Here is a 17,655-nt window from a genome sequence, read left to right on the forward strand (position 1 = left end):
CCCCTCGGCGGTCTGCTGTGGTTCACCCCGGCGGTCCGCCGTGGTTCACCCCGGCCGGTACGGCCGGCTCCGGCCGGCCCGGCACGGCTCATTCTGATCGATCCGGTGGCACGACCTGCCCGGGCCGGTCCGGTGCCGTCCTCCCGGCCCGGTCCGGTGCCGTCCTTCCGAACCGGGCCGGCGCTGTCCGCTCCGGCTGGTCCGGCACGGCTCGCTCCGGCCGGTCCGGCACGGTGAGCCGGGCGGCGCGGGTGGTGAGGTAGTGCCGCTCCGGAGCGCTCGTCGTGCGGCTCGCCGCCGCGCGGTAGTCGTCGGCGGCGGCCCGCCGGTCACCGGCCATCTCCAGGAGGTGGGCCCTGGCCGTGTAGAAGCGGTGGTGGCCCGCCAGGCGGCCGTCGGCGTCGAGTGCCCTGAGCAGGTCGAGTCCGGCCGCGGGACCGTGCGTCATGGCGGCGGCGACGGCGCGGTTGAGCGAGACCATGGGATTGTCGGACATGCGTTCCAGCAGGCCGTACAGCGCCAGGATCTGCGGCCAGTCGGTCTCCCCGGCCGTCGCCGCCTCGTCGTGGACCGCGGCTATCGCCGCCTGGAGCTGGTAGGGGCCGACCGCGCCCCTGGCCAGGGTGCCGGTGATGAGCGCGATCCCCTCGGCGACGGCCTCGCCGTCCCACAGGCTCCTGTCCTGTTCTGCCAGCGGGATCGGGGTGCCGCTCGCGTCGGTACGGGCGGGGCGCCGGGCGTCGGTGAGCAGCATCAGCGCGAGGAGCCCGGCCACCTCGCAGTCGTCGGGGAGCAGGCCGTGGACCATCCTGGCCAGCCGGATCGCCTCGCGGGACAGCTCCACGCGCTGCAGGTCGGGACCCGCGCTGCTGGCGTAGCCCTCGTTGAAGACGAGGTAGAGCACGTGCAGCACCGAGCCGAGCCGTCGTGCCCGTTCCTCGGGAGCGGGCATGCGGAACGGGATCCCGGACGCCTTGATGCGCTGCTTGGCCCGGCTGATCCGCTGTGCCATGGTCGGCTCGGGCACCAGGAAGGCCTTGGCGATCTCGGCGGTGGTGAGGCCGCCCGCGGACCGCAGGGTGAGGGCGATCGCCGACGCCGGGGTGAGCGCGGGGTGGCAGCACAGGAACAGCGTGGTGAGCGTGTCGTCCCGGTCCGTCTCGTACGCGTCGTCCGCGGGCGGAGCCGTCCGCCGGTCGGGGGGTGCCTGGGCGACCACCAGCTCCTCCCGGCGCCGCCGCGCCCGCTCGTTGCGCACCTGCTCGGTCATCCTGCGGTACGCGACCTGGACGAGCCATCCCCGCGGGTTGGCGGGTACGCCCTCCCGCGGCCACTGGGCCACGGCGTCGATCAGTGCCTCCTGGACCGCGTCCTCGGCGGCGGCGAAGTCCCCGAAGCGCCGGGCGAGCACGCCGACGACCTGCGGCACCAGTGGGCGCAGCAGGTCGTCGACGGCCGGGTCATCCAGCGGTCACAGCTCCTCCGAGGAGTCGATCGACATCACCTGGCGCAGCTCGATCGGCATGTTCAGCGGCCTGCCGCCGGGGCCGGGGGCCGCCGAGACGTGCGCGGCGAGGTCGACCGCCCGCTCGGGGCCGTCGCAGTCGACGATCCAGTAGCCGACCAGGAACTCCTTCGTCTCGGGGAAGGGGCCGTCCGTGACGACGGCGGCACCGCCCTCGCCGGCCCGTACGATCCTGGCCTGGTCCGGGGCCGCCAGCCCCTGCGCGTCCACGAACTCCCCGGCGTCGACGAGCTTTTTGTTCGTGTCGTTCATGAACTGGATGTTGGCCCGGACGTCCTCGGCGGCCCAGGTGTCGATCGGCGGGACCTCATCCGTCTGCCCGCTGAACTGCATCAACAGCATGTACTTCATGTCTTCGCTCCTCGTGTTCGAGCGCCTTCGCCGGCGCTCTCACCCGCAGGTAGAAGCAGACGACCGCGTTCTCGACATTCTGCCGGGCGTCCGGTGAGAAAAGTTCCGCTCACGGAACCGGGACACGGAGCGCCAGGATGGCCATGTCGTCGGTCATGTATCCCTGGCTGTGGTCGAGCGTGGCGTCCCCGATCCGCCGTACGACATCGGCGGCGTCGAGATCCCGGCAACCGGCCAGCAGGGTGATCAGGCGTTCGTCGCCGAACAGGTCCTGCCGTCCCGGCGGGTGCGCCTCGGTGACGCCGTCGCTGTACAGCACCAGCGTGTCACCGGGCTTCAGGTCGAAACGGATGTTCCCGAGTCTCGTCTCGTCCATGATGCCGAGCACGACACCGGGCGTCCTCAGGGACTCCACGCTTCCGTCGGCCCGTCGCAGCAGGGCGGAGGGGTGCCCGGCCGTGGACAGCATTCCCGTGAAACCGTCGCCGTCCGGGCGGAAGATCGCGCACACCACCGTCAGGAACCGCCCGTCCCTGGCCCGCTGTGCCAGCAGGGCCCGGTTCAGCTGCTCCAGCACCCTGCTGGGCGAGACGTGGCGGGGCGCGTCGGCCCGCAGGGTGTACCGGGCCAGGGCGGTGATCTGCGCGGCCTCCACGCCGTGCCCGCACACGTCGCCCAGCACCGCGCACCAGCGCGAACCGCTCGCCAGGAACAGGTCGTAGAAGTCGCCGGTCACGTCCACCTCGCCCGTGGCCGGGATGTAGGTGGCGGCGGCCTGCAGGCCGGGAACCGTCGGCATCATCGGCGGCAGGAGGCTGTCCTGGAGCGTACGGGCCAGCCTCTCGGACACCTTTCCCGCGGCCTTCAGCTCCATCACGTGCCGCTCGGAGCGGGCCAGCGCGTCCCTGAGCCGGATCTCGCCCGACACGGCGCGCGCCAGGATGGCCAGCGTCTGCGCGTCGGAGTCGGACCACTCGCGCGACACCGAGTCCACCACGCAGAGCCCGCCCAGGACCTCGCCGTCCGGGCCGTGGATGGGATAACCGGCCCACCCGCCGATCCCCAGCCGTTCCACCGCCGGGAGGTGGCGTACGCGGGTGTCGGTGGCGGCGTCGTCCACGAGCAACGGCTCGTTCGTCGCGATCAGGATGTGGCAGGGGCCGTCGGGCACCGGGTTCTGCCGCTCGGACACGGACAGCTCGCCCATCCCGATCGCGCTCTTCCAGAACGACCGCCGGTCGTCGACCAGGGTCACGAACGCCCGCGGCGTGCCGGTCACCCGCGCGGCCAGACGGGCGAGATCGTCGAACGACGGCTCGGGCTCGGTGTCGAGCAGGCCGGTGGCCCACACCGCCGACAGGCGCTTGGGGTCGAACACCGCCGCCGGGATCTCAACGCCCATGTGCGTGACCGCCTTCTTCCGGGTACGCCGTCCACGATCCCGCCGCTCATACCCGGAGCCGCCGGAATCAGCCCGGGGCGGACGATTGTGCCTCACAGAGCAGTACAGACCCCTGCGGATCAAACTGTAGGTCAGCGTTCCCGGGACGGCGATGCCCATCCTGGTCCGACCTGCATGATCTGTGCCGGGTCACACGACTTCACCGGGCGGGTGGCCCGCCGTGGATCATGTGGTCGTGGCGCGGATTCTCACGGTCACTGCACGGATCGTGTCGCGGTGCGGGGCGTGTCGCGTACGGGGCGTGAGGTTCGGCCGCGGGCTCTCACCGTGGCGGTGTGGCGGCGTTGAGGTGCGGCGGTGTCGCGTGGCGGCGTTACGGGCTCGGGGGCGGGAGGGTGTGGTTACAGGCCCATCTCGCGGGTCAGCAGCAGGTGGTGCGCCTGCTGGATGTCCTCGGAGGTGTAGCCGGGAATGCTCCGGTCGAGCTGCTGGAGAAGATCCATCAGGGCCTGCTTCTGTGCCATGTGCTGGACGGGAAGCTGGTCGAGATCCACGCTCAGGAGCCAGTCGAAAAGCACCACCGCGTCGGCGGTCCACAGGCTCAGCGCGGTCTTGTCCGAGGCTGCCATCCTCAGGCCGGGCGTTCCGCTCATGCGAGCAACTTACCCCTATGCATATATGCGAAATAACCCACTTTGTCATCCGGATGCGGCGATCTTATGGCGCGGCCGTAACGGGGGCTGTCCAGTGGTCGAAAACAGTCGAAAATCGCTGGAAAGGGCTGGTAGATGCCATTCACCCGCCGGTGCGGAACGGTCGGCGACCTAGGTCGTATCCGTGGGTCGAGGACGGGAGAGGACGGGAAGGGACGGGACCGGCCATGGCACGGGTGGCGGGACGGCCCGGGGCGCCCTCACCCGCCGAGGGCGGTCCACAGGGTGCCGAACTCCTCGGCGGTGAGGGCGTTCAGACCGAAGTCGCCGGGATAGATCGGCCCCTCGGCCAGGAAGCCGTGCTCGTCCTCGATGTGCCGCCACGAGTACGTGCGGGCGATGCCGTCGGAACCCAGCTCGGCGTGTCTCACGGGCCAGTACTCCCCGCCGCTGTCGATGACGGTCTCGAAAAGCCACACGTGGCCGTCGCCGTCCACTCCGTGCCAGTACAGGTGCGGCCGGTCGCTCTCGTCGAGCGCCCGGATCGTGTCCCTGCGACGGTCCTGCAGCATCGTGCTCCTCGGTGTTCCGCAAAAGGCACCGAAGGGTGTTATTCCACCTTTTGCTGTGTTGCGTATTCTCGGTCCGCTCCGGAAGGGGATCAACGACCGTACGGCGGACCTGGGCACTTCCCGGCAGCGGGCCTTCGGCGGTCAGGCTCGTGATGCCGAGCGGGCACGTGACCTCCACCCATCGTTTCACCGATGACCCGCGGTGTGGGCGACCGCCGCCCAGGACACCGGCGGACTCGGCGGACTCGGCGGACCCGGCGGACCCGGCGGACCCGGCGGACCCGGCGAAGGGGCGCCGCCGCGGGCGCCCCTTCGAGCGGTAGTGCCGGGATCGCCACGATACGAGGACGGTCCTCTCATCCGTCCCCGGGGTGCGGGCGCCGTGTCAGGAGACGGCGCGAGGGGGTGTCTACTTCGGCATGAGCACGGTGTCGACGATGTAGACGGTGGCGTTGCCGGTGGGAACATTCCCGCAGACAACCTTGGCGTCGTTGACCGTGTAGTCCTCGCCCGAGCCCTCGACGGCCAGCGTGCCGCCCTGCAGCGTCTCCAGCGAGGCGTCGCCCAGGTCCGCCGGGGCCTTCCTGCCGGAGACGACGTGATAGGTCAGGATCTTGGTCAGCGTCGCCTTGTCGGCGAGGACCTTGTCGAGGGTCGCCTTCGGGATCTTGGCGAACGCGTCGTTGGTGGGCGCGAACACCGTGATGTCCTTGGCGGAGTTGAGCGTGTCGACCAGACCGGCCTTCTTGACCGCCGTGACCAGTGTGGACAGGACCGGGTTGTTGGACGCGGCGGTGGCGACCGGGTCGTCGGCCATGCCGGTGAAGCTTCCCTCACCCGACGCCGGTACGGCGGAGCAGGCGGCGCCGAACGGGGCGTCGGCCATGGCGTCCTCGGTGGGAGTCTCCATCGGGCTCTGCGTCGCGCTCTCCATGGGGGAGGACGTCGCCGGTGCCGCCGTGCCGCCGCTCGCCGTGGTGTCGCCGCTCCCGCAGGCCGCGGTGAGGGCCAGGACGGCCAGGGTGGTGGCGGCGAATGCCGTGCTTCTCATGGTGGTGCTCCTTCTGCCGGTTCTCATCGGTGTGTGAGGTGTGTGAGGTGTGAGGTGTGTCACGCGACGGTGACCACGACCGAGTGCCAGCCCGTCGCGCCGTCGGGGAACGGCGTCACGCGGGACGACCGCTGGACGCTCCCGGTCGCGTCGGTGGCGCGGGACTCCAAGGTGTGGGTGCCTGAGGTGGCCCGCCAGGTCCAGGTCCACTGCCGCCAGGTGTCGGGACCGGGGGTGGCGGCCAGCGTGGCCTCCTGCCAGGGGCCGCCGTCCACGCGGACCTCGACGGCCGCGACGCCCCGGTGCTGGGCCCAGGCGACCCCGGCGACCCGCACGGTCCCGGCCGGCAGGCGTTCGAGGGGAGCCGGGACGTCGATCCTGGACATGGTCTTGACGGGCGCGTCGACGGCCCAGCCGCGTTCGGTCCAGTAGGCGCGCTCGTCGGCGTAGCGGGTCAGCCGGAGGTCCACGACCCACTTGGTGGCGGACACGTAGCCGTACAGGCCGGGCACGAGGAGCCGGGCGGGGAAGCCGCGTTCGGCGGGGAGGGCCCGGCCGTTCATGCCGACGGCCAGCATCGCGTCGCGGCCGTCCATGACGATCTCTATCGGGGTTCCGCAGGTCCAGCCGTCGGCCGAGGTGCTCAGCAACTGGTCGGCACCGGCCGGAACGCCCGCCTCCCGCAGGAGGACGGGCAGTGGCACGCCCAGCCAGCGGGCGTTTCCCGCGTACGGCCCGCCGACCTCGTTGGAGACGCAGGTCAGGGTGATGTCGCGCTCGATCAGCCCTCGCCTGAGCACGTCGGCCATCGTCAGCTCGATCGTCCGGGTGCCGTGGACGCGGAGCGTCCAGCTCGCCAGGTCGGGGCGGGGGACGACCAGCGCCGTGTCGACCCGGTAGAAATCAGCGGCCGGGGTGACGAACGGGCTCAGGCCGGGGACACGGAGATCGGTTCCCGCCGGGAGCGGCCGGGCCGGGGAGGCGGGTGCGGGCAGGGCGAGTTCGGTGGCGGCGGGGACGCGGGAGGAGAGCAGGCGACCGGCCGCGAAGGCCGCTCCGGCACCCGCGCCCGTGAGGAGAAAGGCCCTGCGGTGCGAAGCGGACGGCGCCGTCCCCCGGTCGGAGAGGACTTCGTCCCCTTCCACGGGTGCCGCCTCGATGTTCTTCGGGGGTGCCGCGCCGATGTTCTTCGGGAGTGTCGTCCCGCTGTTCTTCGGGAGTGTCGTCCCGCTGTTCTTTGCGGGTTCCGCGCCGGTGTCTTTCGGGGGTGTCGTTCTTGTGTTCTTTGCGGGTGCCGTCCCGCTGTCCTTCGAGGGGGCAGTCCCGGTGTTCTTCGGGAGTGTCGTTTTGATGTCCTTCGAGGGTGCCGCGCCGGTGTCCTTCGAGGGTGGTGCCGTCCCGGTGGCGGCGCGGGTGAGGAGGAGCAGGGTGAGGGCTCCCACGCCCGCCGCCACCAGGGACGGCACCACGTCCAGGGGTACCGCCGCCGGCCGTGTCCCGGCCGCGAGGGCACCGAGGGCGCCGAGCCCGGCCACGCCCGCCGCGGCCCAGGCCCGTCGCCCGGCCGCCGCGAGGAAGCCGAGCAGGACGGCGGCGGCGAGAAGGACGATGATGATCGTGCCGATCAGGACGAGCTTGTCGTAGGTCCCGAAGGCGCTCACGGCGAACTCCTTCACCGGGGTCGGCGTCAGGTCGATGACCGTGCCGCCCACGGCGACGAGAGGAGAGGACCGCGGCCCGAGCAGCCCCGCCGCCAGCTCTCCGCCGCCGAGCGCGGCCAGCGCCGGCAGGAGTCCCGCCCCCGCCGCCCTCACCGCATGTCTCAGATTCGCCACGCAACGTATTCGGAGACCTCGCGGCCGAGGATTGGTGCGGATCTGGCCCCTTCAGCCGCCGGGCCGGATCGCCCCCTCGATCGCCGGGCCGGATCCGGTGCCGCCGCACCTCATGGCGGGGTCGCGTTCTCCGAGGTTCCCCCGTGGGATTCGAGGAGATGGGCCGATCTTGGACGGGGTGCTTCGCGAGGGGCGGCGTGGGGGCTTCGAGGGGGAGGTGTGGTGGTCCGGGCGGACCTCAATTGATTTCGCATCCCGCTGCGGAGCCGTGTATGGTTACACCTGTCCGCAAGCGAGAGCGACACGGACAGGCCCCTTTAGCTCAGTCGGCAGAGCGTCTCCATGGTAAGGAGAAGGTCTACGGTTCGATTCCGTAAAGGGGCTCAACAGCCTAAAAGCCCTAGCCTATCGGTTAGGGCTTTCGGCTTGGTTGGCCTTGATGGCAGGTAAAGGCGGGCCAGAAAACACTCAAGGTTCCTGACGCGCGAGCGGGCATACTGGGGCGACCCAGAAGAGATCGCCCTGACCTGCACAAGTTCGCAGGCGCTCCGCGGGTCGGGTATCCTTGCGGGGTCGGTCGATTTCGTCGGCCTCAAGGCGGAGTAGCTCAGCCAGGCAGAGCAAACGGCTCATAATCGTTGTGTCGCCGGTTCAAGTCCGGCCTCCGCTACTACCCATCCGGGGCTTCCCCCACAGGGAAGTCCTGTCGTGGGTTGTCCACTGTCCAGAACGTAGAAAGGCACTCCCAAGTGGCTGCCACCGACGTTAGGCCGAAGATCACGCTGGCCTGCCAGGAGTGCAAGCACCGCAACTACATCACGCGGAAGAACCGGCGCAACGACCCGGATCGGCTTGAGCTGAAGAAGTACTGCCCCAACTGCAAGACGCACCAGGCGCACCGCGAGACTCGTTAGTCTGCGCGAAGCCTTCCGCCGCGGCGGGAGATGAGTGCCTCTTCGGCACGCACACACTCCACGGAAACCGGCGTCCTCAGACGAGGCGCCGGTTTGTCGTATCCGCACAGTTCTCTGGCACGAGCGTTGACGGTGGAGGAGATCCGGCGCGGGATCGGGCCGGGCTAGGGTTTCCTGGCGGTTCGTCCGCCGGTGGGCCGCTTTCCGGTGGTCCGCTTCTCGGCGGCCCACCCGAGGGCACATACTGGAATCTTGTTCTGTCAATGTCTCGTCCGACCCGCCGGTGTCGGCCCCACCGGTTCGATCCGGTCGATCCGGTTCGATATCCGCAAAGGAGCACGATGGCTCTGAACCGTGACTTCGTCGGGCGGGCGTCCGCGCCCTCCTCGCCGTACGAGGTCAGTCGCGTGAAGATCAAAGAATTCGCGACGGCGATCGGCGACAACAACCCGATCTACCGGGACAGGGAGGCCGCCCAGGCCGCGGGGCACCCCGACGTGATCGCGCCGCCGACCTTCCCCATCGTGTTCAGCCTGGCCGGAGGGACGATCCTGACCGACCCGGAGCTCGGCCTGAACCTCGCCATGGTGGTCCACGGCGAGCAGCGCTTCGAGTACCGGCGGCCGATCCACGCCGGGGACGAGCTGGTCAGCGTCTCCACCGTGACCGACATCCGCAGCGTCGGCCGCAACGAGCTGATCACCGTCAAGAGCGACGTCAGCACCGTCGAGGGTGAGTTCGTGTGCACGACCTACAACACCATCGTCGAGCGTGGAGGGGCGGGCTGAGATGGCCGCGACGGTCAAGTACGACGAGGTCGAGACGGGCCAGCAGATCCCGCCCGCCGAATACACGGTGCGCCGCGCCAACCTGGTGATGTACGCCGGGGCCTCGGGTGACTTCAACCCCATCCACTGGAACGAGCGCTTCGCCAAGACCGTCGGGCTTCCCGACGTCATCGCGCACGGCATGTTCACCATGGCGCAGGGCGGCCGGTTCGTCACCGACTGGGTGGGCGATCCCGGCGCGGTCGTCGACTACGGGGTGCGCTTCTCCTCCATGGTGGTCGTCCCCGACGACGACCAGGGCGCCGTCATCACGGTGAGCGGGATCGTCGAGGAGAAGCTGGAGGACAAGCGCGTGGTGGTCGCCCTGACCGCCAGGTCCAACGACTCCCGGGTCCTGTCCAAGGCCCGCGCGGTCGTCCAGCTGTCGTAGGGGTTCTGCCCGGCAGGGGTCCCGTCGTGGGTGCCGCCGGCGTCCGTCCGGCCCGCGCAGGCCCGGCCCGTGCCGGTCCGGGGTGCGGTGGGCCGGGCGGGGTTTACCCGGGGGCAGCCCCGCCCGTGCCGGTTCGCCGGTACGGGCCACGATGGATCTCCGTACGTCTCGCGGTGAGGCGGGACGTGGTTCGCGGGGCTGGTCGTGGCTCGCGGCAGGCTCGTGGGGCGGGGCCGAATCTTCTCCCCGTCCAGGGGTAGCTCCCCAGCATGAGCGAAGTACCTCCTAACGTGACCGGCCTGGCCGAGCGGCGGGCCAAGGCGCGAGCCGAGCACGATCATGCCGCCTCCGACGCGCTCCGTGACGAGATCAGAACCGAGGGCTGGCTCGTCCGGGACACCGCCGACGGCTTCGAGCTCATCCCCTCTCCCTCCTTCGAGGTGTGGCCCACGGTGGGCTCCCTGCCCGAGGGGGGTTCCCCGGGGACGAAGCGGGACGGTTCTGACGGTGATCCGGACAGGGAGCCGGGAGCCTCCACGGCGCCGGGACGGGTCAGCGCCGAGGACGCCGACGACAGGGACACGGACGCCGCCACCGGACGGGACGACTCGGCCGACCCCGGGCGGGTCGCCGAGGCCGCCGAGCCGGGACGCCACCCGGAGCGGCTCGGGGACCTGGACGCGAAGAAGGTCGCCGAGAGCGAGGCGGCTCCCCAGCAGAGGCCCGAGGGGTCGGAGCTGGTCGGCCGGGCCGACGATCTCGACGGCCGTCCCGAGCGGATGGTCTCCTCCCAGCTGCTGTGGGACGCCAGCCTGTCGGTCTCCCGGCTCGACGAGACCATCGTCCCCCCGGCCGAGGTCGAGGAGGAGAGGGCCGCGCGGTCGACGGTGACCGTCGCGCTGCTGGTCGACGGCCGTCCCGACGAGGTGCGCGAGTGCGTACGCGCCCTGGTCGCCCGTACGGAGGCGAGGGTCCTCGCCCTCGACCTGGGAGACGTGGACGGCGCGGGGGCGGTCCTGCAGGAGCTGGTGGAGGAGTTCCCCCGCCGGGTGGAGGCCTGGCACGTGGCCGAGGCGCCGCACTGGAAGGGCGGCTCCGCGGGGTGGGGCGAGAGCCGCGACAAACTGCTGCGCCTCGACACCTCGGACGTGCACGTCGTCATGGACACCTCCGTGATCCTGGACGGCGACGCCGTCACCCCTCTGGTCAAGGCGCTGGACGACGACGTGACCGCGGCCGGGTGGAAGGGCGTGAACCCCCGCGAGGACGACGAGGAGTGGCTGGAGGCCGAGCCCGGGGAGGTCCGGGGACTGCTCGGTCACCTGTTCGCGGTGAGGCGCGACACCGCGCTCGACGCGGGCGGCTTCCCCGCCGAGGCCCGCTACTACCGCAACGCCGACCTGGAGTTCTCGCTCAGGCTGCCCGGCACTCTCGTCGCCCTGGGGAAGGATCTCCCGGTCCATCAGGACCGGCACCGCCGCGACGACGGCGTGGACCCCGGATACCGCGACGAGGAGTCCCGGCGCACCTATGACCGGGTGCTGGGGCTGCTGCGCTCCCCGTAGGCTGGTCGCGGATTTCGGTCGGGCCACGAGTGGTCGCGGGTGGGCGCGAGTAATCGCGAGTGGTCGCGAGTAATCGCGAGTGGTCGCGAGTGGTCACAGCGGTCGCGGGTGGTCGCGCATGGTCGCGGATGGGGAAAAGCGCATGACGGAGCGGGTGGCGGGGGTGCGGCTGGCGCCGTACACGACGCTGGGGCTGGGGGGGCCGGCCGGGGCGTTCGTGGAGGCGGGGTCGTCCGAGGAGATCGTCGAGCTGGTGGCGGCGGCCGACCGGGCGGGCGAGCCGGTGCTCGTGCTGGGGGGCGGCAGCAATCTGGTCGTCTCCGACGAGGGCTTCGACGGCCTGGTCGTGCGCGTCGCCTCCCGGGGCGTCGAGGTCGCGGGGGACCTGGTCACCGCGCAGGCGGGCGAGGACTGGGACGCCCTGGTCGAGCGCGCGGTGGGTGAGGGCCGGTCGGGTGTGGAGTGCCTGTCCGGCATCCCCGGGCTGGTCGGGTCCACGCCGATCCAGAACGTCGGCGCCTACGGGCAGGACGTCTCCCAGACGATCACCGCCGTCCGGGTCTACGACCGACTAGTCGGTGAGGTGCGGGACCTGGCGGCGGAGAAGTGCGGGTTCGCCTACCGGCACAGCGCGTTCAAGGACGACCTGGGGCGGTACGTCGTGCTCGCGGTCACCTACGAGCTGGCCGGGGACGCGCTGTCCGGACCGGTCGCCTACCGGGAGCTGGCCTCCCGGCTGGGCGTCGCCTTGGGCGACCGGGTGCCGCTCGCGGACGCCCGGACGGCGGTGCTGGAGCTGCGCGCGGGCAAGGGCATGGTCCTGGACGCCGCCGACCCGGACACCCGCAGTGCCGGGTCGTTCTTCACCAACCCGATCCTGACCGCCGCGCAGGCCGCCGAGCTGGAGCTGCGGGCGCCGGGATTTCCCCGATGGGACATGCCGGAGGGGGCCGTCAAGGTCCCGGCGGCATGGTTGATCGAGAACGCCGGGTTCCCGAAGGGCTACCGGCGCGGCCCGGCCCGTATTTCCACCAAGCACACCCTTGCCATGACAAATCCGGAAATGGTGGCTTCGACGGAGGAGCTTCTCGACCTCGCCCGCGAGGTGCGGGACGGCGTCCTGGAGAAGTTCGGTGTCACCCTGGTCAACGAGCCTGTGATGGTGGGGACCCGGCTCTGAGGTTCTCTGGGTGCTCTAGGTCTGGGGATTCCGGGTTCCTGGGTTCCCGGGTTCCGGAGGTCCTTGGGTTCCCGGGGTTCTCCACGGTTCCCCGGGGTCCTTCGGGTTCCCGAGGTCTTTCAAGGTTCCCGGGGTTCTCCACGGTTCCCCGGGGTTCTTCAGGTTCCCGGGGTCCTTCATGGTTCTCCGGGGCTTCCGAGGTCTTCCCCGGCCCTCCGGGGTTTTCCCGGGTTCTCGAGGTCTCCCGGGTTTCTCGGCTCCCCCCGGGCCGCTGAGGTGCTTCGGGGCGGGAATGGGCATCCGATTTCTGCTGCTATGGTCTGATGGAAAGACCCGAAGGGGAGTAGTCCCAATCGCGTGATCGACATGCTGGCGCCCGAGGCGCCCGGTCGCGCGGGCCCCGGATCCGGCCGTTTCGGCCAGGTTCCGTGGCGGACGAGACCTTCGGCCTGGCAGGCATTGTTGGATGCCGCCGGGCCGAAGACGTGCCCGAGACTCCCCGGGTTCCCCCTTCCGCCCGGCTGCGTACGCGGGAAGGGCACCCTCGTTGGAAGCGTTCTGGATCAGTCTTGTCGTGATCTTCGTCGCCGAGCTCGGTGACAAGAGCCAGCTCATGGCCATGACCTTCGCCACCCGGTTCAAGCCGTGGCCGGTCCTCGCCGGAATCACCCTCGCCACCGCGGTGGTCCACCTGTTCAGCGTCGGCCTGGGCGGGCTGGTCGGCGACTTCCTCCCCACCACGGCGATCACGATCATCGCCGGGATCGCCTTCCTGGGCTTCGCGCTGTGGACGCTGCGCGGGGACGAGCTGACCGACGAGGAGTCGCGGAAGGCACAGCGCACCACCCGGTCGGCGATCATCGCCGTGACCGTCGCCTTCTTCCTCGCCGAACTGGGTGACAAGACGATGCTCGCGACCATCACGCTCGCCACCCAGTACGGCTGGCTCGGCACCTGGATCGGCTCGACGGTGGGCATGGTCGCCGCCGACGCCCTGGCCATCGTGGTCGGCCGGATGCTCGGCAAGCACCTGCCGGAGAAGGTCATCCGGTACGGCGCCGCCGCGGCCTTCGCCGTCTTCGGGGTGATCCTGCTGCTCGAACCGCTGTTCGTCTGATCAGGGCCAGTAGGGGCGCGCGTGCTCGGCGGCGGCGGCGATCGCCGCGCCGTCGACCTCGGTGAACGTCAGCGGCACGTCGAAGGCGGGCCACTCGACCGCGACCTCGAACGGCTCCGCGGGAGGCAGTGGCCACAGCCACAGTTTCCAGTTGAGGGAGACGAGATGGTCGCCACCGCTTCCACCTCCCCCGCCGTGCTGCTGGAGGATCGGGCCGTCGGGACGCGGCGGGGGCCACTCCCCGTCGTAGCGCGGTCTGCCGTCGACGGTCGTGGCCTTGCCGCCGTCGGGGAAGCGGACGCCGAAGCGGAGGACCTCGTCCTCCAGGGACCTTCCCGGACGGAACCGGTGGTGGCCCCTGTCGAACATCAGGTCACGCCGCTCCCACCACGTGTCCTTGTTCACGCCCTCGACGGGACGGGCCGCTATCCGGACGTCGAGTTTCACCCCTTCGGGAAAGGCGATGGCGCTGGTGAGCACGATGGCCAGCGCCTCGCTGTGGAACAGCGTCCGGCTGATGTCGACGACGCGGCCGAGCACGGTGTCCGGGGGGCCGAGCCAGGGGGGAAGCGTTCTCTCCTCTTCGGGCTCCCGGTCCCGGGCCGGTGGTGCGGTGAAGAAGTCCATGGGATCAAGATACGTAACCATAAAATCTTGTGCGTATATATCGATATATAAGCCTTTTTGTGCATCTTTAGTGCTTTGTGGGATGCGTATCGGCCCGGATGACCGGTGTGAAAAGGCCGCCGGATTCATCCCACCGCGTCGCGCCGCTGTCCGCCGCGTCGCTGTCCGCCGCGCCGCTGTCCGCCGCGCCGCTGTCCGCCGCGCCGCTGTCCGCCGCGCCGCTGTCCGTCGTGCCGCCGTCCCCCGCGCCGCCGTCCGCGTACCGCCGTCCGCGTACCGCCGTCCGCGTACCGCCGTCCGCGTACCGCTGCCCGTGCACCACCGTCCGCCGTACCGCGGACTGGTGATCGCTCGCGACGAGGGAAAGGCGAGACGAGGGAGGTCAGCCGATCAGGGCGAGGCGGTGGGCGGTCGCGACCGCCTCGCCCCGGGTGGAGACGCCCAGCTTGCCGAGGATGTTGGAGACGTGGACGCTCACGGTCTTGGCCGAGATGAACAGCTCGGCGGCGACCTCGCGGTTGGACCGTCCCTGGGCGACCAGCCGGAGCACCTCCAGCTCGCGCGGGGTCAGCGACGACTCCCCGCCCCCGGCCCGCCCGGCGGTTCCGGCCTGCTCGGTGAGGGAGATCCCGATCCGGCGGGCGAGCGCCTCGATCTCGGTGGCGAGCGGCCGGGCGGAGAGCGCCACGGCGATCGGGTGGGCCGCGCGCAGCCGGGGCGCGGCACCGTCGCGGTCACCGGCACCGGCCGCCATCCGGCCCGCGTACAGCAGTGCCTTCGCCTGGGGGAAGGGGCGGCCGAGGCGTTCCCAGGCGGTGGCCGCGGCGTCGTGGTCGCGGGTGAGACCGAGCCGGTAGGCCTCGGCGACCGGGCTGTCCACGATCATCGTCGTCGCGGCCTTCCCGACGTGGGCGCGCAGCGCCGCCACCCGTTCGGGCGCGAGCTCCTCGACCGTCTCGCAGATGCCGCCGAGCAGGCCGAGCGTCCGCCAGCCCAGCATGGGCTTGCTCGTGATCTGCCCTTCCAGGGCGACCCGCTCGGCGACCTCCAGCGCGGTCAGTGGCTCCCCGCTGAGCACGTGCAGGCCGATCATGAGCCGGGAGTCGGTGGTCAGCTCCTGCATGAACTCCTCGGGGACGGTGCCGAACGAGGTCACCTCGTCCAGGACGGCTCTGAGCACGTCCGTCTCGCCGCGGGCGACCGCCACGTCCCCGCGGACCCGCCGCAGGTGGTGGCGGGTGCGCAGGGTGGGGTCCATGCCGAGGACCTGCTCGACCAGCTCGGTCGCCTCGTCGAACCTGCCCAGTGCCTCCAGCGCCTCGGCCCGGTTGTTGGCGATGAAGGTGCCCTGGTTGCGGTAGCGGCCGTACTCCCTCGCCAGCCGCTCGCCTTCGAGCGCGAGCTCGATCGCCTCGACGGAACGGCCCATGTTGTTCAGCGCGTCCACGTTGTTGGCGATGGCGCGCAGGACGCTGCGGCCCGACTCGACGCGCTCGCCGATCGCCTGCGCGGTCTCGTTGAGCTCGATCGTGGTCTCGATGCGCCCCGCGATCGAGTGGCCCAGCGCGAGGTTGAGCAGCAGCTCCGCCTCCAGGGTCCCCTCGCCGTGCTCGCGCGCGATCCGCAGCGCCTCCTCGGTGTGCGCCGTCCCCTCCGCCAGCTCGCCGCTGAATATCAGGTACGAGCCCAGCTTGGACAGCACCTCGGCGCGCTCCAGGCCCGGCTCGGGGACCAGCCGCTCGGCGTAGCGGAGGTCGTCGAGCACCCCGGGCCGCCGCTTGGCCTTCTTGAACTGCGATCTCCGTACGACCAGGTTCGCCACCCGGGCGGGCTCGGTCCGCTCGTCGAGCTCGTGCAGCGCGGCCTTGACGAACTTGCTGCCCCGGTCGACCTCCCCGCACGCGCTCGCGGCCTCGGCGGCCTGCTCCAGGACGGTGGTGTGGTCCACGCCGATGCGCTCGGCGGCGTCGGGGACCTTGCTCCACAGCGTGAGCACCCGGTCCAGCAGCTGCATCATCTCGCGGTGGGCGAAGGTCTTGGCGGCCTTGCCCGCCGCCTCCCAGGCGGAGATGAGGGCCCAGAGGTCGTCGCGGGCGGAGTGCCAGTGGTGGGCGATCTCGATGGCGGCCCGGCCGGGGGGCACCAGCGTGCGGTCGTTGCCGATCTCCTCGGCGAAGCGGGCGTGCAGCCGTACGTGCTCGCCGGGCAGGAGCTCGTCGTGCACGGCCTCGCGGATCAGCGCGTGCCGGAAGACGTAGGCGCGGCCGTCGGCGACCTGCAGCACGTTGGCCGCGATCGCGGTGCGCAGCGCGTCGTCGAGCTCGACGTCCGACAGCGCGCTGACCGCGACGAGCAGGGCGTGGCTCACCCGGATGCCTCCGGCGGCGGCGATGCGCAGCACCCGCTGCGTCTCCTCGGGGAGCCGCTCCACGGAACCGATGATCAGGTCGTGCAGCGAGTCGGGGAAGGTGCAGTTTCCGCCGCACTCCATCAACGCCTCGACGAACAGCGGGATGCCCTCGCTGCGCTGGAAGACCCTCTCGACCTGGACGAACTCGGGCGTGGTGCCGAGGATTCCGGCCATCTGGGCCGCCACCTCGGACTGGGTGAGCCGGGGCAGGTCCATCCGCAGGACCCCGTCCAGGCGGCCGAGCTCGGCGAGCACCGGCCGGAGCGGGTGCTGGCGGTGGAGCTCGTCGGAACGGTAGGTGAGGACCATCAGCACCGGAGCGGTGCGGAGGTTCCGGCTGAGGAAGGCGATCAGGTCGCGGCTGGAGCTGTCGGCCCAGTGGACGTCCTCGATGAGGAGGATCACCGGGTGGCGCTCCGCGAGCCGCTCCAGCAGGGTGAGGATCTGCTCGAAGAGCCGGGCGCGGGCGGTGTCGCTCTCGGTGTCGCCGCTCGGCTCGCCGAACTCGGGGAGCAGCCTGGCCAGGTCACGGGCCCCTCCCTCGGGGAGCAGGGCCGCGACCCCCTCGGCGCCGCACTCGCGGACGAGCTGGCGGATCGCCGCGGTGAACGGGGCGTAGGCGAGACCCTCGGTCGACAGCTCCACGCAGCCCCCGTTGAGCACGTGGGCGCCGTCGGCCGTGGCCCTCTCCGCGAAACACCCGATCAGCCGTGACTTGCCGACACCCGCCTCGCCGCCGAGCAGCACGGTCACCGCCGCGTCCTTCCGGGCCTGCTCGAACGCCTCGGTCAGGTCCGCAAGCTCCCTCTCCCGCCCCACGAAGACGGGACTCACCGCCCGGCCCACCATGTCTGCCAGCATGTCATGCCTTAAAGGTGCGATCTCCCTATTTTTCGTTCGGTGGAACCAGCGGCTCAGGGGGGCAGCGAGGCCCGGCCGGGCGCGTGGGAGCGGCCGGGCTCTCGGGTCGGGGTCATGCCGGGAGGATCTTGCCGAAGAGGCTCCGGCGAGGCTTCTCGGACGTGTGGGCCTTCCTGTCCTCCTGCGCCTCGCGGGCGCGCCGGTAGCTGTCGGCCTCCTGCCGGAGCTCGGTGGTGCGGTGGGCGATCATCTGAAGGTGAAGCTCGGGACCCATGGGGGTTCCCCTTCCTGGTGTGGCGCTCTGCGGCGCGCTTTCCTTACAGACTCAAGATTCGTCCTAAGACCCCCGGTCCCACATCGGGAGGATGTCCTAT

Annotated in this window: 17 protein-coding genes and 2 tRNA genes; 9 read left to right on the top strand and 10 right to left on the bottom strand. The window is 71.0% G+C overall.

The genetic code is table 11. The features are described from left to right. Positions 1-88 precede the first annotated feature (88 nt). The 7 genes from ABT053_RS12905 to ABT053_RS12935 all read right to left on the bottom strand — a co-directional run bounded on the left by ABT053_RS12905 (position 89) and on the right by ABT053_RS12935 (position 7,389). The gene (locus tag ABT053_RS12905; protein WP_350969270.1) at positions 89-1,468 is read right to left on the bottom strand and encodes an RNA polymerase sigma factor; all 1,380 of its coding nucleotides are present in this window, start codon (positions 1,466-1,468) and stop codon (positions 89-91) included. A 3-nt stretch (positions 1,469-1,471) separates the two neighbouring features. Continuing rightward, entirely contained in the window at positions 1,472-1,876 is a 405-nt protein-coding gene (locus ABT053_RS12910; RefSeq protein ID WP_350969124.1) for a YciI family protein, read from the bottom strand. A gap of 109 nt (positions 1,877-1,985) precedes the next feature. Next, the gene (locus ABT053_RS12915) at positions 1,986-3,278 is read right to left on the bottom strand and encodes a PP2C family protein-serine/threonine phosphatase (RefSeq protein ID WP_350969125.1); all 1,293 of its coding nucleotides are present in this window, start codon (positions 3,276-3,278) and stop codon (positions 1,986-1,988) included. 401 nt (positions 3,279-3,679) lie between these two features. Continuing rightward, positions 3,680-3,931 carry a hypothetical protein gene (locus ABT053_RS12920; RefSeq protein WP_350969126.1) on the bottom strand — a complete coding sequence of 84 codons (252 nt, stop codon included), beginning with the start codon at positions 3,929-3,931 and terminating at the stop codon, positions 3,680-3,682. A 260-nt stretch (positions 3,932-4,191) separates the two neighbouring features. Continuing rightward, the gene (locus tag ABT053_RS12925) at positions 4,192-4,503 is read right to left on the bottom strand and encodes a hypothetical protein (RefSeq protein WP_350969127.1); all 312 of its coding nucleotides are present in this window, start codon (positions 4,501-4,503) and stop codon (positions 4,192-4,194) included. Positions 4,504-4,912: 409 nt separating this feature from the next. Continuing rightward, the gene (locus tag ABT053_RS12930) at positions 4,913-5,554 is read right to left on the bottom strand and encodes a fasciclin domain-containing protein (protein WP_350969128.1); all 642 of its coding nucleotides are present in this window, start codon (positions 5,552-5,554) and stop codon (positions 4,913-4,915) included. A 59-nt stretch (positions 5,555-5,613) separates the two neighbouring features. After that, complete coding sequence (locus ABT053_RS12935) at positions 5,614-7,389, bottom strand: molybdopterin-dependent oxidoreductase (RefSeq protein WP_502991746.1); 1,776 nt, start codon at positions 7,387-7,389, stop codon at positions 5,614-5,616. Positions 7,390-7,700: 311 nt separating this feature from the next. On the opposite strand from ABT053_RS12935, the gene ABT053_RS12940 reads away from it, so the two are divergent. The 8 genes from ABT053_RS12940 (at position 7,701) to ABT053_RS12975 (ending at position 13,383) form a co-directional block, all read left to right on the top strand. After that, positions 7,701-7,773: transfer RNA gene (locus ABT053_RS12940), tRNA-Thr, on the top strand. Positions 7,774-7,985: 212 nt separating this feature from the next. Beyond that, positions 7,986-8,059: transfer RNA gene (locus ABT053_RS12945), tRNA-Met, on the top strand. 79 nt (positions 8,060-8,138) lie between these two features. Then, positions 8,139-8,303 carry a 50S ribosomal protein L33 gene (rpmG, locus tag ABT053_RS12950; RefSeq protein WP_030921771.1) on the top strand — a complete coding sequence of 55 codons (165 nt, stop codon included), beginning with the start codon at positions 8,139-8,141 and terminating at the stop codon, positions 8,301-8,303. A gap of 341 nt (positions 8,304-8,644) precedes the next feature. Continuing rightward, the gene (locus tag ABT053_RS12955) at positions 8,645-9,091 is read left to right on the top strand and encodes a MaoC family dehydratase N-terminal domain-containing protein (protein ID WP_350969129.1); all 447 of its coding nucleotides are present in this window, start codon (positions 8,645-8,647) and stop codon (positions 9,089-9,091) included. Between the two features lies 1 nt (position 9,092). Beyond that, positions 9,093-9,521, top strand: coding sequence for a MaoC family dehydratase (locus ABT053_RS12960; RefSeq protein WP_350969272.1), 429 nt, complete (start codon positions 9,093-9,095; stop codon positions 9,519-9,521). A gap of 269 nt (positions 9,522-9,790) precedes the next feature. After that, the gene (locus ABT053_RS12965; RefSeq protein ID WP_350969130.1) at positions 9,791-11,086 is read left to right on the top strand and encodes a CysS/YqeB C-terminal domain-containing protein; all 1,296 of its coding nucleotides are present in this window, start codon (positions 9,791-9,793) and stop codon (positions 11,084-11,086) included. Between the two features lie 142 nt (positions 11,087-11,228). After that, positions 11,229-12,266 carry a UDP-N-acetylmuramate dehydrogenase gene (locus ABT053_RS12970; protein WP_350969131.1) on the top strand — a complete coding sequence of 346 codons (1,038 nt, stop codon included), beginning with the start codon at positions 11,229-11,231 and terminating at the stop codon, positions 12,264-12,266. A 547-nt stretch (positions 12,267-12,813) separates the two neighbouring features. Beyond that, a complete protein-coding gene (locus ABT053_RS12975) occupies positions 12,814-13,383 on the top strand; it encodes a TMEM165/GDT1 family protein (protein ID WP_350969132.1) in 570 nt (189 codons plus the stop codon). On the opposite strand, the gene ABT053_RS12980 is transcribed toward ABT053_RS12975, so the two are convergent. Beyond that, complete coding sequence (locus ABT053_RS12980) at positions 13,384-14,010, bottom strand: hypothetical protein (RefSeq protein ID WP_350969133.1); 627 nt, start codon at positions 14,008-14,010, stop codon at positions 13,384-13,386. 98 nt (positions 14,011-14,108) lie between these two features. Here ABT053_RS12980 and ABT053_RS12985 point away from each other — a divergent pair, with 98 nt between their 5' ends. Beyond that, on the top strand, positions 14,109-14,357 hold the full coding sequence (locus ABT053_RS12985; protein WP_350969134.1) for a hypothetical protein: 249 nt from the start codon (positions 14,109-14,111) through the stop codon (positions 14,355-14,357). A 35-nt stretch (positions 14,358-14,392) separates the two neighbouring features. Here ABT053_RS12985 and ABT053_RS12990 read toward each other — a convergent pair whose 3' ends face one another. Then, the gene (locus ABT053_RS12990; protein ID WP_350969135.1) at positions 14,393-17,281 is read right to left on the bottom strand and encodes a helix-turn-helix transcriptional regulator; all 2,889 of its coding nucleotides are present in this window, start codon (positions 17,279-17,281) and stop codon (positions 14,393-14,395) included. A gap of 112 nt (positions 17,282-17,393) precedes the next feature. Next, positions 17,394-17,555: a hypothetical protein gene (locus ABT053_RS12995; protein WP_350969136.1), complete on the bottom strand. Its 162-nt coding sequence runs from the start codon at positions 17,553-17,555 to the stop codon at positions 17,394-17,396. Positions 17,556-17,655 lie beyond the last annotated feature (100 nt).

Source organism: Streptosporangium sp. NPDC002524 (genome assembly GCF_040295985.1).
Taxonomy (GTDB): Bacteria; Actinomycetota; Actinomycetes; order Streptosporangiales; family Streptosporangiaceae; genus Streptosporangium.

Bases quoted from the DNA above. Each gene is read 5' to 3' on its own strand.
- ABT053_RS12970 (WP_350969131.1), top strand. From the start codon at position 11,229: ATGACGGAGCGGGTGGCGGGGGTGCGGCTGGCGCCGTACACGACGCTG.
- ABT053_RS12995 (WP_350969136.1), bottom strand. From the start codon at position 17,555: ATGGGTCCCGAGCTTCACCTTCAGATGATCGCCCACCGCACCACCGAG.
- ABT053_RS12965 (WP_350969130.1), top strand. From the start codon at position 9,791: ATGAGCGAAGTACCTCCTAACGTGACCGGCCTGGCCGAGCGGCGGGCC.
- ABT053_RS12915 (WP_350969125.1), bottom strand. From the start codon at position 3,278: ATGGGCGTTGAGATCCCGGCGGCGGTGTTCGACCCCAAGCGCCTGTCG.
- ABT053_RS12985 (WP_350969134.1), top strand. From the start codon at position 14,109: ATGACCGGTGTGAAAAGGCCGCCGGATTCATCCCACCGCGTCGCGCCG.
- ABT053_RS12920 (WP_350969126.1), bottom strand. From the start codon at position 3,931: ATGAGCGGAACGCCCGGCCTGAGGATGGCAGCCTCGGACAAGACCGCG.
- ABT053_RS12980 (WP_350969133.1), bottom strand. From the start codon at position 14,010: ATGGACTTCTTCACCGCACCACCGGCCCGGGACCGGGAGCCCGAAGAG.
- ABT053_RS12910 (WP_350969124.1), bottom strand. From the start codon at position 1,876: ATGAAGTACATGCTGTTGATGCAGTTCAGCGGGCAGACGGATGAGGTC.
- ABT053_RS12955 (WP_350969129.1), top strand. From the start codon at position 8,645: ATGGCTCTGAACCGTGACTTCGTCGGGCGGGCGTCCGCGCCCTCCTCG.
- ABT053_RS12990 (WP_350969135.1), bottom strand. From the start codon at position 17,281: ATGCTGGCAGACATGGTGGGCCGGGCGGTGAGTCCCGTCTTCGTGGGG.
- ABT053_RS12960 (WP_350969272.1), top strand. From the start codon at position 9,093: ATGGCCGCGACGGTCAAGTACGACGAGGTCGAGACGGGCCAGCAGATC.
- ABT053_RS12930 (WP_350969128.1), bottom strand. From the start codon at position 5,554: ATGAGAAGCACGGCATTCGCCGCCACCACCCTGGCCGTCCTGGCCCTC.
- ABT053_RS12925 (WP_350969127.1), bottom strand. From the start codon at position 4,503: ATGCTGCAGGACCGTCGCAGGGACACGATCCGGGCGCTCGACGAGAGC.